Consider the following 15400-nt stretch of genomic DNA (forward strand, 5'->3'; position numbering starts at 1 on the left):
GTTCTATTAGTCGCAATTAACAGCAGGACAGCATAGAGATGGCTCTATTTCGCGCATCTCGGCGTGCTCATACTGAACATGAAGTGGCTTCACGTCGGTCGGCCGGGAGGAGGAGACGGGGCCAGAAGCAAGCCGGGAGAGGAATTCATCACAAAACCAACCCATAGGCTTCTGGCCCCGCACCTCGCAATTTAGGCTTGCGCGGGAAATTTAGCAAAGCGCGAAAGGACTATACGATCGAGTAGTCCGACCACGATCAGCGACGCGCCCACCAATGGAAACGCTACCGCCAGGCCAAACATGATGACGATGGCGGTTTTCCAGCGCGGCAAATCATGGCGTAACGGCGGCACACCCAGGCCACCTTGCGGACGACGCTTCCACCAGATCACCAGGCCGCTGACCGAACCGAGCAGCACCATCAGGCACACCAGCAGGATCAGCAACTGATTGATCCAGCCGAAAAACTTGCCTTCATGCAGCATCACGCCGAGCTCGGTGGCGCGGGCGACCGTGTTGTAGTCCTGGAAGCGTACGTCGGCCAGGACTTTGCCGCTGTATTGGTCGATATGCAGGGTGGCGTCGTTGCGCGGGTCGTCGGCGAACACCGATACGGTGAATACGCCATCGGCGGTTTTGGGCGCAGTGATGCTGTAGCCGGGCTCGATGCGTCGCTCTTTGGCGATGTCTACCACCTGTTGCAGTGACAGCTTTGGCGCGGCGGGGGCGGTGGACATATTACCGTGGTGCATGTGCTCGGCGTGATCGCCGCCGGAGACGGGCATCGGCGTGTTTTCCATGGCCCAGGGCACGGTCTGCACGCTGGCGGTGTTCAGTTCACCGGCCTGTTTGTCGGATTGCGGGACGTTATCCCACATCGCCGCCGGAAAGGTATTCCACACCGCCGCGTATTGCTTGCCCCACATGCCGGTCCAGGTCATGCCGCTGATCAGCATGAACAGCAGCAATGCCGAGCCCCAGAAACCAGTCACTGCGTGCAAGTCACGCCACAGCAGCCGACCACGGCTGGTCAAGCGCGGCCAGAGCACCCCCGCCCCGGAGCGACCTCGTGGCCACCACAGGTACAGGCCGGAGACCACCAGCATCACGCCCCAGCCGGCGGCCAGTTCTACCAGTCGATCACCGACGGTGCCGATCAGCAGTTCGCCATGCAGGGCACGGGCGAGGGCCTGCAGGTTGTTCTTGGCGTCCTGAGTGCCAAGGAGCGAGCCGCGATAGGGGTCGAGATACACATTCACTTCGCGGCCGTCCTGCATCACCACGAACTGCGCGCTGCCTTCGGCATTGATCGGCGGCAGGTATTTTTTCACTGTGGCCTGCGGATAGGCCGTCAGCAGGCGGCGCTGCAATTCGTCAGCGCTCAGGGGCTGGGCCTGGGACGGTCGCACGCTCAGCAAGTCGCGATACATCAGGTTGTCGAGCTGGGGTTTGTACAGGTAGATGATCCCGGTGATCGACAGCAGGATCATGAACGGTGCGACGAACAGCCCGGCATAGAAATGCCAACGCCAGGCCAGGTTATAAAACGACACATTGGATTTGGACACGTGAAACGCTCCCCTGCGGGACAACACACGACAGCGCCCGCCCACAGCCGGGGCTGAGGCGGGGCACAGAAACAATCAGGTTTTATCGCGTGAGGGAGAGCGGCGGGGCACGGCTGCGGGCGTTGGCGAACACGCTTTGCCGGGCGTGGCCCTGTTGCGGGCTGGCGCTGAACAGGTCGGATTGACGCGGTGGCGCCGGGGCGAAAAAGGCCAGGGCCTTGGGCAGCGCCGGGCAACCGAACAGCAGGGTGCAATAACCGCACTTGGCCCACAGCACATGATCGGCTTTGCTGGCGCCGTCCTGCTGATCGGTACTGGCGTGGTGCATGTCCATGTCGGCGGACATCGACATGTCCATGGACATACCGGCGTGCTGATCCATCGGCATCGCCTGGGAAATCAGCGGACCGATAAAGATCATCAACATGGCGAACAGGCTTAGCCACGAGCCTGGGCGTCTAGCGTTCAAATGATTACTCGTTGGAGCGAGGCTTGCCCGCGAATAGGGCCGGGAAAGATGATACATATCCTGAGCCTGGTATATCGTTTTCGCGGGCAAGCCTCGCTCCAACGGTTACTTCATTTCGTGATTGGGCGCCTGTTTCAGCACCTGGACCTGCACAGTCACATCCCCGGCCTTCTCGAACTGCAGAGTCAGCGGGAAGTGCTGGCCTTGGACCAGCTGCGAGCGGTCTTTGAGGTCCAGCAGCATGACGTGATAGGCCATGGGGGCGAAGATTGCATCCTGGCCGGGGGCGATGTCTACCTCCGGCACCTGCTGCATTTTCATCAGACCGTCGACATGTTGGTGTTCATGCAGCTGCGCACTGCCTGCGACGGGGCTTTGTACGCTGAGCAGGCGATCCGGGGTCTGTCCAGCGTTGTGAATCACGAAGTAGGCGGCGACGGTTGGTGCATTGGGTGGCAGCTCCAGGGACCAGGGCGCCTTGATCTGCAACTGGCCTGCCTGATAGCTCATTTCGTGGGCGTGGCTAAAGGCGGCGGGCAGCAGCAAGGCAACCAGCATCAGCAGTTTCTTGAACATGACAAATCTCCAGACGATCCATTGACAGAGTTAGAAGGCGTGACCTGTCAGGCGTTTGGAGAGGCGCGGGGATTCAGGCTGGGCCAGTGCTGGCGTGGCGGGCCGTACAGCAGAAACCGTTGCGGTGCGAAGCGTTCCGGCTCGACCTGCACGAACAGGCCGCCATTGAGGCCGCTGGGCAGAATAACCACGACATGCCCGGAACAGCAGCCGCAATGCTGCATGGCGCCGTGTTCATCGTGGTCCGACGGGGCCTGTTTGACATCCTCGAGGACTATCGCCACCTGTCGAGTACCACTGCCAGTACAAAAACTGCCCCACAGCAGCCTCTCCCCCGATGCCTGAGAGGGCATGGGCGCAAGGGGCATGACCAGCAGGCTGAACAACACTGCAAAGCAGGCTATCCAGACAGCGGTGGGCCGGCGTGACGACATGGGCGATACCGTGATGAACAATGGTCGCTATTTAGCCTGAACAGGCTGCCGATGTAAAAAGCCGGTGCCGTGACGGGTTGTCGCGTGGCATTGAAAGATGCAGCTAGCCGGTCCCGGAAGCTTGCATTTATTCAGGTCTGATCGCGCAAGGCCGCCAATAAGTCCTCTACCGAAACGAATTCCCGATTCACGGCAGGCAACCCCGGTCGCTGCAATATCAGCACCGGGATTCCCCGCTCCCGCGCCACTTGCAGCTTGGGTTCGGTGGCGCCGCTGCCGCTGTTCTTGCTGACCAGCACGTCGATGCGGCGTTGCTCGAACAAGGCACGTTCATCTTGCAGATTGAAAGGGCCGCGGGCGCCGATTATTTCGCAGCGCGCGTTGCCCGGATAACTGTCCAGGGCGCGCAGAGTCCAGAACTGCTGCTCGGGGATTTCCTCCAGGTGCTGCAAGGGCTCGCGACCCAGGGTGAACAGCGGACGCTGAAAGGGCGCCAGGGCGTCGATCAGTTCGGCCCAGTCGCGCATTTCGCGCCAGTCATCATCCGGCCCGGCCTGCCACGCCGGTCGCCGCAAGGCCCAGCACGGCACGCCGCTCAGTTGTGCGGCAAGGGCCGCGTTCTGGCTGATCTGTGCGGCGTAGGGGTGAGTGGCGTCGAGCAGCAGGTCGATGCCTTGTTCGCGAATGAACGCGGCCAGTCCCTCGGCGCCGCCGTAGCCGCCGACCCGCACCTCACAAGTGAGATCGGTGGGCACCCGGCCAACGCCTGCCAGGCTGTAGATATGTTGCGGGCCGAGGGTGCGGGCGATGACCAGGGCTTCAGTGACGCCGCCGAGGAGCAGGATGCGGTTCATGCGATTTTATCCGTTGGTGGTTCCGATGCTGCGCTATGTGGGACCGGCTTTAGCCGGGAAGGGAATATGCCAGACAATAGAAACGTACCGGCCATACCTGCGTCTTCCCGGCTAAAGCCGGTCCCACACAATCGCGTCAGTTCAACTGATCAGGGTGTGTGCCAGATGCATGGCCGACAATCCCGCCCTGTCGATCAATCGCAAACACCTCGACCTCAATCTGCGCCGGAACCACGCTACGGGCAAAGTCCAGGGCATGCCAGCAGACGATATTGCCCAACTCAATACCCTGCGCCGCACTCAATGCCAGGGCCTGTTGGCTGGTATTGGCGTCGAGAATCGCCTGTTGCAGGACTTCGTCGGCGCCGCCATCGGCTGCCCAGCGAGCCAGTTGCGGCAGGTCGATGCTGGAGTGGCGGCTGTGCAGGTCCATATGCCCGGCCGCCAGTTTGCTGATCTTGCCGAAGCCGCCGCACAGGCTGAGTTTGGCCACAGGCACTTTGCGCAGATGCTTGAGTACCGCGCCGACGAAATCGCCCATTTCGATCAGGGCGATTTCCGGCAGGTTGTAGACCCGGCGCATGGTGTCTTCGCTGGCATTGCCGGTGCAGGCGGCGATATGGCTGTAGCCGTTGGTGCTGGCGACGTCGATGCCCTGATGGATCGAGGCGATGTAGGCCGCGCAGGAAAACGGCCGGACGATGCCGCTGGTGCCGAGGATCGACAGCCCGCCAAGAATGCCCAGGCGCGGGTTCATGGTTTTCAGCGCCAGGGCCTCGCCATCCTCGACGCTGATCGTGACCTCGAAACCACCGCTGTAGCCCTGATCGGCCGCCAGTTTGAGCAGGTGCTCGGTCATCATGCGGCGTGGCACCGGGTTGATCGCCGGTTCGCCGACATTCAGTACCAGGCCGGGGCGGGTGACTGTGCCGACGCCACGCCCGGCAATAAAACGCACGCCGGGCTGCCCGCTCAGGTGCACACGGGAAAACACCAGTGCGCCGTGGGTTACGTCGGGGTCGTCGCCGGCGTCCTTGAGGGTACCGGCTTCGGCGCCGCCGTCATGCAGGCGACAGAACTCCAGGCGCATCTGTACCTGCTTACCCTTGGGCAGGGTGATCTCTACCGCATCGCAGGCATCGCCGCCGAGCAACAGCCGCGCCGCCGCCAGACTGGTGGCAGTCGCGCAACTGCCGGTGGTCAAGCCACTGCGCAGCGGCGCTGGCTGTTCCGCGGTTTCGTCGCGCATCACGGCTTGATCACTTCCCACAAGGTGATGGGTAATGCCTGACGCCAGGTATCGAATTCACCTAAAGGTTTAGCGTGGGCGACCTGAATGCGGGTCAACTCGCCGCCGTGCTGTTCGCGCCAGGCCATGAGCGTCGTTTCACTTTGCAGGGTCACTGCATTGGCCACCAAACGACCGCCCGGGCGCAGTTGCTGCCAGCACTGTTCGAGTACGCCAGGGCGGGTCACGCCGCCACCGATAAAGATCGTGTCCGGCGTTTCCAGCCCGTTGAGGGCCTCGGGCGCACTGCCACGGATCAGTTGCAGGCCCGGTACGCCGAGGGTATCGCGGTTGAGTTCAATCAGTTGCTGACGGCCCTCGTCGGCTTCGATGGCCAACGCGCGGCAGGTCGGGTGGGCGCGCATCCACTCGATGCCGATCGACCCGCATCCGGCGCCGACATCCCACAGCAACTCGCCGGGCAGGGGCGCCAGGCGCGCCAGGGTGATGGCCCGGACATCGCGCTTGGTCAACTGGCCGTCATGCTTGAACGCGGTGTCCGGCAGGCCGGAAGCAGGCGACAGGCGCGGAGTGTCGGCATCGGCGCGGCAGTCGACAGCTACCAGATTCAGCGCAGCGATTTCGGCGTCGGTCCAGTCGCGGGCCAAACCATCTACGCGGCGTTCAGCCGTGCCGCCCAGATGCTCCAGTACAGTCATGGGGCTTGCACCAAAGCCGCGTTCACGCAGCAATTGGGCAATCGCCGCCGGGCTGCTGCCGTCGTTGCTGAGGATCAGAAGACGCACACCGTGATGCAAATGCAGGTTCAACGCCGCCAAAGGCCGTGCCACGACTGACAGTGTGACCACTTCCTGCAATGGCCAACCCAAACGCGCGGCCGCCAGGGAATACGAGGAAGGTGCTGGCAGAATCAGCATCTCGTCGTTGGCCACCACACGACTGAGGCTGGCGCCCACGCCGAACAGCATCGGATCGCCGCTGGCCAGTACACAGACTTCATCGCCGCGTTGTGCCAACACGGGCTCCAGGGAAAACGGGCTTGGCCAGGCCCGCCGCTCGGCATTGATGCATGGCGGCAGCAACGCCAACTGCCGCGCCCCGCCAAACACCTGGCTCGCCCGCAACAGCGCATGCCGGGCATTCCTGCCCAGCCCCTTGAAGCCGTCTTCACCGATTCCCACGACCGTCAGCCAGGGCGACATTTACTTACCTCGATCCGATCCGGGGAATAAAACGGCATGATACTGCGCTGTCGTGCAGCAAGCACGGAACGGAGCCGATTGTGGAGGCGAATTCTGTGGGAGATTCTATGTTTGCTGTAAAGCCAGAGCAGCCCCTTCGCGGATGAATCCGCTCCTACAGATCCGACGATATGCACGCGCTACCGTGGGAGCGAATTCATTCGCGAAAGCTTTATTCCGGACACCGCTAATGTGTTGGATGTACTGGCCCCTTCGCGGATGAATCCGCTCCCACAGAGCCGACGATATGCACGCGCTACCGTGGGAGCGAATTCATTCGCGAAAGCTTTATTTCGGACGCCGCCAATGTGTTGGATGTACTGGCCCCTTCGCGGATGAATCCGCTCCCACAGATTCGACGATATGCACGCGCTACTGTGGGAGCGAATTCATTCGCGAAAGCTTTATTTCGGACGCCGCTAATGTGTTGGATGTATTGGCCTCTTCACGGATGAATCCGCTCCCACAATTGGGCCCCATCGGTTTGAAGTCCGGCGACCGGGCAGGCCATCCGACAGAGCGTCTTTTCATGCCCACGGACAAAGCAGGCATAATGCCGTCCCACTACGCTATACATGCCGACCCCGTTGCCCGGTGATCCCTTGAACAAGTCGCTGTCTCATGCTGTTTCTGTACGCCCCTCGGCCTGTCCGGGGTTGTTGCGTATCGTCCCGGCGCTGGATGGCGGGATCTGTCGGATCAAGCTGGCAGGCGGGGTGATCAGCGCCAGGCAAGCCCGGGCAGTGGCTCGGGCGGCGCAGGATTATGCCGGGGGGGTGATCGAGGCGACCAATCGGGCCAATCTGCAGATTCGCGGCATTGGTGCTGAGCAGCAAGCGTTGATCGAGACGCTGCTGGCCGCAGGTCTCGGGCCGAACAATCCCGACAGCGACGATGTGCGCAACCTGATGCTCAGCCCCACTGCCGGGCTTGATCCCCGGATGCTGCTGGATGTGCGACCTTTAGCCGCGCAGATTCTTGGGGCTTTGGAAAACACCCCACGCTTCCACGAGCTGTCGCCCAAGTTCGCCCTGTCCCTGGATGGTGGCGAGGGACTGGTGATGCTCGATCATCCCCATGACCTGTGGCTGTCGGCATTGGAAGTGGACGGCGAAGTATTGCTGGCCTTCGGTTTGGCGGGCTGCCCGGCGCGGGACAAACCTCTGGCGGCGGTGCCGCTGGCATATGGCCTGGAATTGGTGCTGGGGGTGTTGAAGTGGTTTCTCGACACGGCGCGAGCTGATCAATCGCGTATGCGTCAGTTATTGGCCGAAGTACCTGCCGAACAACTGCTCACTGCTTTGGCATCGATTCCGTTGCGTACCGACGCAGACATCAGCGAGTGGCGTCGTCCGGCCACTGTCACCCACGGCCATATCGGTATTTATCCACAGGCTGAAACGGGTAAGGTCGCAGTCGGTGGCGTCACGCCTCTTGGGCGTCTCAATCCGGCAATGCTCAACACCATCGCCCGGCTGGCGGAGGCGTTCGGCGATGGCAGCCTGCGCCTGACCCCCTGGCAAAGCGTGCTGTTGCCTAATATTGCCGCCGCCGACGCACCCGCCGTGCTGGCAGGCCTGCAAGCCGCCGGCCTGCTCTGCTCGGCCGATCAGGCGTTGGCGCAGATTGTCGCCTGCACGGGTTCCAGCGATTGTGCCAAGGGCCTGGCCGACACCAAGGGCGATGCCCGTCTGCTGGCCGGTCAGTTGCAACGCAACGGCGTCAGCCGAGGGGTGCATCTGTCGGCCTGCCAGCGTTCCTGTGCAGCGGCGCACGTGGCCCCGGCGACCTTGCTGGCAGTGTCGCCCGGCCATTACGACCTTTATTTCCGCGATGCGGGCCAACCTGGTTTCGGTGCCCTGCAAGCGCGTGACCTCACTATTGAAGCAGCCGGCGCGTATCTGATCGCCGACTCACGGAGCAACACCCATGATTGATTACATCCGCGATGGTCAGGAGATTTATCGCAACTCCTTCTCGATCATTCGCGCCGAAGCGCGTCTGGACACCATCCCGGCGGACCTGGAAAAACTCGCCGTGCGGGTGATTCATGCCTGCGGCATGGTCGAGGTGATCGAGGACCTGCGCTTCTCCCCCGGTGCCGGCACTGCCGGACGCAATGCCCTGGCCGCCGGTGCGCCGATCCTGTGCGATGCACGGATGGTCTCCGAGGGCGTGACCCGCACCCGCCTGCCCGCCAACAATCAGGTGATCTGCACCCTCAAGGATGACGGCGTACCGGAGCTGGCCCGTGAGCTGGGCAACACCCGTTCCGCTGCTGCGCTTGAACTGTGGCGGCCGCATCTGGCAGGCAGCGTGGTAGTGATCGGCAATGCGCCGACGGCGCTGTTCTACCTGTTGGAAATGCTCGACGCAGGGGCACCAAAACCGGCGCTGATCCTCGGCTTCCCGGTGGGCTTCGTTGGCGCCGCGGAGTCCAAGGACATGCTTGCCGCTGACAGCCGCGGCGTGCCCTACGTGATCATGCGTGGTCGTCGCGGCGGCAGCGCCATGGCGGCAGCGGCGGTCAACGCTCTGGCCACGGAGATCGAATGATGCAGGCACGCGGTCGATTGATTGGCCTGGGCGTCGGCCCCGGCGACCCGGAACTGATTACGGTCAAGGCTCTGCGCCTGCTGCGCGAGTCGCCGGTGATCGCCTACTTTGTGGCCAAGGGCAAGAAAGGCAATGCCTTCGGCATCATTGAGGCCCATATACAGGACGCCCAGACTCTGATGCCGCTGGTCTATCCAGTGACTACCGAGGCGCTGCCCGCGCCGCTCTCTTACGAACAGGTGATCAGCGATTTCTACGATGCGTCGAGCGTCGATATCGCCGCGCAACTGGACGCTGGCCGTGATGTGGCGGTGATTTGCGAAGGTGACCCGTTCTTCTACGGCTCCTACATGTACCTGCATGACCGTCTGGCCGAGCGTTACGAGGCCGAAGTGATTCCGGGGGTCTGCTCGATGCTGGGCGGCGCTTCGGTGCTGGGTGCGCCGTTGGTGTATCGCAATCAGAGCCTGTCAGTGCTCTCGGGCGTACTGCCCCATGATGAACTCAAGCGCAAGCTGGCGGACGCTGATGCGGCGGTGGTCATGAAGCTGGGGCGCAATTTTCCCAAGGTGCGCCAGGTGCTGGAAGAACTCGGCCTTGCCGGGCGTGCGCTGTACGTCGAACGCGCCACCATGAGCAATCAGAAGATCGTGCCGCTGGCGCAAGTCGACCCGATGTCGTCGCCGTATTTCTCCCTGATCATCGTTCCCGGCGAAAGGTGGCAAGGCTGATGGCGCAACGTATTCCAGCCATTGTCATCCTCGGGCAGGGCAGCCTGTCGACGGCGCGGCGCATTCAGCAACTGTATCCGCACTCGCTGATCCACGGCCTCACCGGCCGAGTTGACGGGGCTGATCGTACCTACCATGCCTTCGGCGCGACCCTGCGCCAGCTCTATCAACAGGACACGCCGATCATCGCCCTGTGCGCGGCGGGCATCGTCATTCGCACCTTGGCGCCTCTGCTGCTGGAGAAGGGTGCCGAGCCTGCCGTGCTGGCCGTGGCCGAGGATGGCAGTGCAGTCGTGCCATTGCTCGGCGGCCTGGGCGGGGTAAATGTGATGGCACGGGAAATCGGCGCGGCATTGAATACCGAGGCGGCCATTACCACCACTGGCGAGCTGCGCTTCGGTACCTGCCTGCTCAACCCGCCGCCCGGCTATGCCCTGGGTGATCTGGAGCTGGGCAAGCGCTTCGTCTCCGACTTGCTGTCCGGCGAAAGCGTGCGCATTGAAGGTGCGGCTCCATGGTTGGCCGACGCACAACTGCCCGAGGCTGATGATGCTGCTCTGGCGATCCATGTGGGCTACGCCGAGCGTGATCCCTGTGTCAATGAACTGCTGATCTATCCACGCAATGTGTTGGTGGCCGTTAGCGCCATCGTGCCCGACCTGGCCAATAGCGTGAGGGTCGCGCTGCATGAGTCTCGTATCGCTCTGCAATCCCTGGCCTGTCTGTTGGCCAGCCACAACGATATGGCCGATCCGGCTTTGCACGATGCCGCTGAAATGCTGGGCGTGCCGTTGCGCTTTACCGCCGGTTCCTCGGCAGCCGAGATGGCGCAACAGGTCCTGCCGCAACTGCTGTCACCCATCACGCCAATGGACGGAATTGCCATCGCCGTCGCAGCCGAGCCATTGGATGTTGACCGCATAGGCCACAAGCGTGGACGCCTGGCGGTGATCGGCCTTGGCCCCGGCGCTGCCGAATTCATGATTCCTGCGGTGAAAGCTGAACTGGCCAGGGCCACCGATGTGCTGGGCTACGAAACCTATGTGCGCATGGCCGGGCCGTTCCATCCTGATCAGATGTTGCACTGCACCGATAACCGCGAAGAGATGCAGCGTGCCCGTCATGCCTTCGAACTGGCGGCCCAGGGGCGTTCGGTGGTGGTCGTATCATCGGGCGATCCGGGTGTCTTCGCCATGGCGTCGGCGGTTTTGGAGGCGTTGCATGAGTCAGTCAACCCCGAGTGGCATGCGGTCGAACTGGAGATCCTGCCGGGGGTTTCCGCTTCGCTGGCCACTGCGGCTCAGGCCGGCGCGCCGTTGGGCCATGACTTCTGCGTGATGTCGCTGTCGGACAACCTGAAACCGTGGGACGTGATCGAAAAACGTCTGGACCTGGCCTGTCAGGCTGATCTGGCCCTGGCGTTCTACAACCCGATCTCCCGTTCGCGCCCGTGGCAATTGGGCCGCGCCCTGGAAATCGTGCGTCAGCACCGCAGTCCGCAGACGCCAGTGACCCTGGGCCGGGATATCGGTCGTCCGGGCCAGACCCTTCGTGTGGTTCGTCTGGAAGAACTGACTCCGGAGCAGGTGGATATGCGCACCATGGTGCTTATCGGCTCCTCGACTACTTGCACCATTGCCCGGCCCGACGGCAGTGAGTGGGTTTATACGCCGCGCTGGTATCCAGCCAAGCCCTGAGTTGGCTTATAACGGGACATAAAGGTCATGTGCGCTCGTTGAGCGTACTGACCTTATATGTTTGTGTAGGTCAATGAGCATTATTTATGTAGCTGTTTTCCGGAAATCGTGTTGTTCATTGTGCGGGTGAAAAGAACTGACTAATGTCCTGTTTTTAAACTAACAAGATATACGAGTCATGACGGATTTTACCATTGATGCTTTGATCGCTGAAAATAATATGCTTGCATTTGGCCCGGAAGTCGTGGAGCAGGATCGTCAAGATATTGCCGATATGCTGATGTATGCTGACTTCTTCGCCAGCCAGAGTTATCCCATGCAGGACAGCTGGATGGGGTGGCTGGAGTACTATCGGAGCCAATTGATCAAGGCCGGATGCAAGTTGACGAGTCCACTGGTCAAAGAACCCATGTTTATCACCGATGCCCGTGAACTGGACACTATAGGTTTCGGTCTCAAAGGTGCAGTTCGCGCTGCCAACCTTATTGCACTGGCCCATCGTTCGCTCAAGGCGGCCCGGCTTAACGACTACGCCAGCCATTTCTTTCAGTACGCTACTGAGTCGGGGTCCCTTGGCCGCTTCCAGGTTCTGCCGTGCGAGGCCATTGCTGGCACGGATATAGTGCGCATCCTGCTGCTTGGCGTACATGTCAGCGCCACGCTGAACTCGGGGTGGGTAGGCGGGGACTGGCGCAAGAGCCGGGAAATGGTGGTTCGCCTTGGGGGCGGTCTTTATGAGTTCAATCGTTCTGCGTATGCCGCGCACCGGGCGCGTATTCGCGCGCGTTTAAGCGAGGTCAGCAACTTCAATATTCGTCGGGTTTCTATTTAGGCGAATACCTAAGTGGGAAAATTCTTCATGGTACTGCGGAATTTAATACGCGCCTTTTGTGAATAGTTCCGGATCGGCGTTGGATAGATGAAGTTGCTCTTTAAGAAAAATAAAGAGATTGAAATGCCGGCGTGGGGGAGTCCAATGTTTATTTGGGGTTTCTCGCGCTTTCAGGCGTTGATCGAGAGATCTTGTTGCGTTGCGAAAGGGTCTTTAGCTGAGTTGTCGCGTAGGTTTGCGGGGTGGAAGTAAATTACGGATAGGGCTAACGTGAAATCGGTCCATCAGGGGCTTGATTAAAAAAAACAAGGAATTCTCATGTTGTTGAAAAGTATTGAAGAGAGCCGTCTGGCTATTTCCGAGTGTGAGCTAGCGAACTGCGATCATGGTTCGCACTCGCTGAGTATGATGCAATCGCTCAAAAGCTTGGAGGTCGATGAGAAAAACAGGGAGGCAGTTGTTGCCAACGACGTGGTTGTTTCAATTGTCGCAGGGATGAGCAAGGAGAATAAACAGATTCTAAAAGATACCGTTCTATTGTCGTCGTTAGTTGCAAACAAAAGATTCCCCGGTGGTGGCGTGTCCTGGTACAACGAATTCCGAAGCATGATGAGCTACTGTGGTTGGGTATCGCAAACCCGGGATATGTCGAATTACAAGACCGATAACAGTAGCTTCACCATGGAGCAGGAAGGCATCAAGATTCTCGCCTCCGCAATTGCTGCCATGGCGGTGCCGACCAAGACCGCTGAGCTGATGCTGAAGGTCGCCAAGGATACCCTGGAGGTGCTGCAAGGCAGTGAAAAGCCGCTGCGCCTGTTCGAGTCCTCGAGCAAAACCCATGACGGTGCCAAGTTCGCTATCGCCTCAAGTGTGGAATCCCCTGACGGCGAGGTGCTGATCGGGCTCGGCGCAGTGGACTTCACAACCTCTCTGAAAGTCACCAATGTGCTGTTTTGGGAATGGAACAGCTCGTCGGTCGCCATCAAGCGCGCCGAGGGCCATATGTTCTTGAATCATCGGCATTTCAAGGAAATGGAGCCGGATATCATGAGCAAGCTGACGGAAGGGCCGCGTAAGGCGCTGATGGAGATCCCGGACTTATGAGTCATGTGGGTCGTGGCTCGCCGCGACCCGTTTTCTTTGAGACAGTGACAGGTGATGTATGCGCAAAGGAATGCAAAATTATATTAATGCAGGCAGTTTGTTCTTTTTTGCAGACGAAGTTGCACCCACATTCAGGGATGATGTCTTGGTGTGCATGTTGTCCGGTCAATTGGTGGCATCGGGCAAACATCAAAAAAATGAAGAGTACGCGGCCTGGTGCCAGACGTATCTCCACACCTTGACACGATTAAGGCTGGATACCGCGTATCGCAATGTTGCGAGTATCCCTGTCGAGACCGAGGGTTCGATCTGGACGGATGTCAGGCAAGCGTTGTTCAAACGTGTTTCGCCTGAACTGGTCACGCGAGCGAGCAACCTCCTTGAGGAATTTGCCACAAATACTCAAGACCAGGGAATTTCTGCACTATTGCATGAGCAGACTACCCGGCTGATTCGCCCGGCGCGCATGTCGGAGCCATCATCGCCTGATGATGCCCCCGATATCGAGATCCCCGCGCTATCGAACGTCGTGTTGCAGCTGGGTTTTATTGATGTGCAGCCGTTCGTTCATCTGATCCTGTTGTCTTTTGACAGCCACCAGCCCTGCAACATGCTGCCATTTTCCCAGTTGTTCACCCAGGTTGATCGGCCAGGGAATCTGGAGTTGACGATGGTTTCGGTCAAGCTGGAGCAGGATGATTTCAGTCGCTTTCGCGCCGATATGATTGAGCGACTGGGACCGCGACGTGAGCAACTGATCAAGCCCGTGAGTGAGGTCAGGCCGTGAGCAGTCTGTTGTTGGGCACCAATCTGGTGTCTTTCCATTCCAATATCACGACGTCTGTCAGGGACGACATCAAAGACTGTCTGTTGCTTGCCCAGCTACGGGCGTCTGAGCAGTTCGATAGTGAACGATATTGGCCACAATGGGTTGATGCTTATCGACGAACACTGATAAGCGTCGGGAGCAATCTCTCGGAGGTCATTGATCGCCCGCAGGTCAAAGTCAAAAAGCAGAAGTACTTTCAGGTCGAGGCCGCAAAGCTTGTTGCCAGCATGCCCTCGCCATCATTGTCGGTAGCAGCAAACGATGCGCTTGATGCCATGTACCAAAGTGCCCATGCAAAAACGTTTTACGAGAGCTGGTTCAGTTCCGGGCGCTCCGACAGCTTTCAGATTATCCCTTGCGAGAAAACCCATGCGGGGGATATCGACATCATGCTGTGTGGTCTGCAAATGACCACTCGTACCAAGGTGACCGATATCCGCCCTGTCTTTTTTCCGATCTGGCCTTTCAGCTATGAGCTGACATTGCTGCTGAGAGGTGGCAGGTTTCTGTTCAGCGAGGCGGCCTACGGTCCGTATCGGCAAAGCGTCAGAGCCGAGTTGCGGGAGAGAGGGGCGCAGAGCATCAAGGCCATCGAGCTTTGAATCTGGCTTACTGAACCAGGTAACCGCGTACCCCGGTAAAAATGATCTGCGCTGCCAGGGCGCAGACGAACAGGCCCATCAACCGGCTGACAATCTGCAGGCCCTGGTCGCCGAGTATGCGTTCGATACGGTTGGCGAGGTACAGCACCACGCCAACGGTGAAACTGGCGAGGGCGATGCTGACGATGGCGGTGAGTTTGTCATCCCAGTGCGGCTGGCTGACGCCCATGACCAGCAGCGCACCGATGGTGCCGGGGCCAACGGTCAGGGGAATGGTCAGCGGCACGATGGTGACGTCTTGCTGCACGTTGTCGGTCTGTACCGCTGATTTGCCCTGAGCCATGCCCAGTGCCGAGATAAACAGCACGCTGCCCGCACCAATGCGGAAGGCGTCCACGGTGATGCCGAAAACGCTGAAGATCACTCGCCCGAACAGATACAGCAGAACACTGGAAATCAGCGTCGCCAGGGCAACCTTCCAGGCGAGGCGGCGTTGTTCCTTGCGGGAATGACCACGGGTGAGGCTGATGAAGCAGGACAGGACGAAGAACGGGCTGTAGAGCACCAACATCTTCAAATAAACGCTGAACAGCACGTGGAGCATGATTTCGGCTCGCGCAGAGGGGCAGACGGGCGGAGTCTACCAGTTGGCCGC

Annotated in this window: 16 protein-coding genes; 8 read left to right on the forward strand and 8 right to left on the reverse strand. The window is 60.1% G+C overall.

The window, feature by feature from the left end:
* Positions 1–191: 191 nt before the first annotated feature.
* The 7 genes from ACCD02_RS21970 to cbiE all read right to left on the reverse strand — a co-directional run bounded on the left by ACCD02_RS21970 (position 192) and on the right by cbiE (position 6352).
* Positions 192–1568 carry a PepSY-associated TM helix domain-containing protein gene (locus ACCD02_RS21970; RefSeq protein ID WP_413306474.1) on the reverse strand — a complete coding sequence of 459 codons (1377 nt, stop codon included), beginning with the start codon at positions 1566–1568 and terminating at the stop codon, positions 192–194.
* A gap of 82 nt (positions 1569–1650) precedes the next feature.
* Positions 1651–2037, reverse strand: coding sequence for a DUF2946 domain-containing protein (locus tag ACCD02_RS21975; protein WP_413306477.1), 387 nt, complete (start codon positions 2035–2037; stop codon positions 1651–1653).
* Positions 2038–2142: 105 nt separating this feature from the next.
* Positions 2143–2613 carry a copper chaperone PCu(A)C gene (locus tag ACCD02_RS21980; RefSeq protein WP_413306480.1) on the reverse strand — a complete coding sequence of 157 codons (471 nt, stop codon included), beginning with the start codon at positions 2611–2613 and terminating at the stop codon, positions 2143–2145.
* Positions 2614–2660: 47 nt separating this feature from the next.
* Positions 2661–3047 carry a DUF2946 domain-containing protein gene (locus ACCD02_RS21985; protein WP_413306482.1) on the reverse strand — a complete coding sequence of 129 codons (387 nt, stop codon included), beginning with the start codon at positions 3045–3047 and terminating at the stop codon, positions 2661–2663.
* A gap of 131 nt (positions 3048–3178) precedes the next feature.
* Positions 3179–3901 carry a cobalt-precorrin-6A reductase gene (locus ACCD02_RS21990; protein ID WP_413306484.1) on the reverse strand — a complete coding sequence of 241 codons (723 nt, stop codon included), beginning with the start codon at positions 3899–3901 and terminating at the stop codon, positions 3179–3181.
* A 136-nt stretch (positions 3902–4037) separates the two neighbouring features.
* Positions 4038–5150 (reverse strand): cobalt-precorrin-5B (C(1))-methyltransferase, encoded by a 1113-nt coding sequence (locus ACCD02_RS21995; protein ID WP_413306486.1) that lies wholly within the window; start codon positions 5148–5150, stop codon positions 4038–4040.
* The gene (gene cbiE / locus ACCD02_RS22000) at positions 5150–6352 is read right to left on the reverse strand and encodes a precorrin-6y C5,15-methyltransferase (decarboxylating) subunit CbiE (RefSeq protein WP_413306489.1); all 1203 of its coding nucleotides are present in this window, start codon (positions 6350–6352) and stop codon (positions 5150–5152) included. Before cbiE ends, ACCD02_RS21995 begins: the two co-directional genes overlap by 1 nt.
* 614 nt (positions 6353–6966) lie before the next feature.
* On the opposite strand from cbiE, the gene cobG reads away from it, so the two are divergent.
* The 8 genes from cobG to ACCD02_RS22040 all read left to right on the forward strand — a co-directional run bounded on the left by cobG (position 6967) and on the right by ACCD02_RS22040 (position 14745).
* Positions 6967–8328 (forward strand): precorrin-3B synthase, encoded by a 1362-nt coding sequence (cobG, locus tag ACCD02_RS22005; RefSeq protein ID WP_413306492.1) that lies wholly within the window; start codon positions 6967–6969, stop codon positions 8326–8328.
* On the forward strand, positions 8321–8947 hold the full coding sequence (locus ACCD02_RS22010) for a precorrin-8X methylmutase (RefSeq protein ID WP_413306494.1): 627 nt from the start codon (positions 8321–8323) through the stop codon (positions 8945–8947). The genes cobG and ACCD02_RS22010 overlap by 8 nt, the downstream gene beginning before the upstream one ends.
* Positions 8944–9678 (forward strand): precorrin-2 C(20)-methyltransferase, encoded by a 735-nt coding sequence (locus tag ACCD02_RS22015; protein WP_413306497.1) that lies wholly within the window; start codon positions 8944–8946, stop codon positions 9676–9678. Before ACCD02_RS22010 ends, ACCD02_RS22015 begins: the two co-directional genes overlap by 4 nt.
* Positions 9678–11375, forward strand: a complete 1698-nt coding sequence (cobJ, locus tag ACCD02_RS22020; RefSeq protein ID WP_413306500.1) for a precorrin-3B C(17)-methyltransferase — start codon at positions 9678–9680, stop codon at positions 11373–11375. The genes ACCD02_RS22015 and cobJ overlap by 1 nt, the downstream gene beginning before the upstream one ends.
* A 178-nt stretch (positions 11376–11553) precedes the next feature.
* Positions 11554–12207, forward strand: a complete 654-nt coding sequence (locus ACCD02_RS22025) for a hypothetical protein (RefSeq protein ID WP_413306503.1) — start codon at positions 11554–11556, stop codon at positions 12205–12207.
* A gap of 318 nt (positions 12208–12525) precedes the next feature.
* Positions 12526–13314: a hypothetical protein gene (locus ACCD02_RS22030; RefSeq protein ID WP_413306505.1), complete on the forward strand. Its 789-nt coding sequence runs from the start codon at positions 12526–12528 to the stop codon at positions 13312–13314.
* A gap of 58 nt (positions 13315–13372) precedes the next feature.
* The gene (locus ACCD02_RS22035; RefSeq protein WP_413306508.1) at positions 13373–14101 is read left to right on the forward strand and encodes a hypothetical protein; all 729 of its coding nucleotides are present in this window, start codon (positions 13373–13375) and stop codon (positions 14099–14101) included.
* Positions 14098–14745 carry a hypothetical protein gene (locus ACCD02_RS22040; RefSeq protein ID WP_413306509.1) on the forward strand — a complete coding sequence of 216 codons (648 nt, stop codon included), beginning with the start codon at positions 14098–14100 and terminating at the stop codon, positions 14743–14745. Before ACCD02_RS22035 ends, ACCD02_RS22040 begins: the two co-directional genes overlap by 4 nt.
* 7 nt (positions 14746–14752) lie before the next feature.
* Here ACCD02_RS22040 and ACCD02_RS22045 read toward each other — a convergent pair whose 3' ends face one another.
* The gene (locus ACCD02_RS22045) at positions 14753–15349 is read right to left on the reverse strand and encodes a MarC family protein (RefSeq protein WP_413306512.1); all 597 of its coding nucleotides are present in this window, start codon (positions 15347–15349) and stop codon (positions 14753–14755) included.
* Positions 15350–15400: the final 51 nt, after the last annotated feature.

Origin of the sequence: Pseudomonas sp. Pseusp88, from assembly GCF_047303955.1 — a bacterium.
GTDB lineage: Bacteria > Pseudomonadota > Gammaproteobacteria > Pseudomonadales > Pseudomonadaceae > Aquipseudomonas.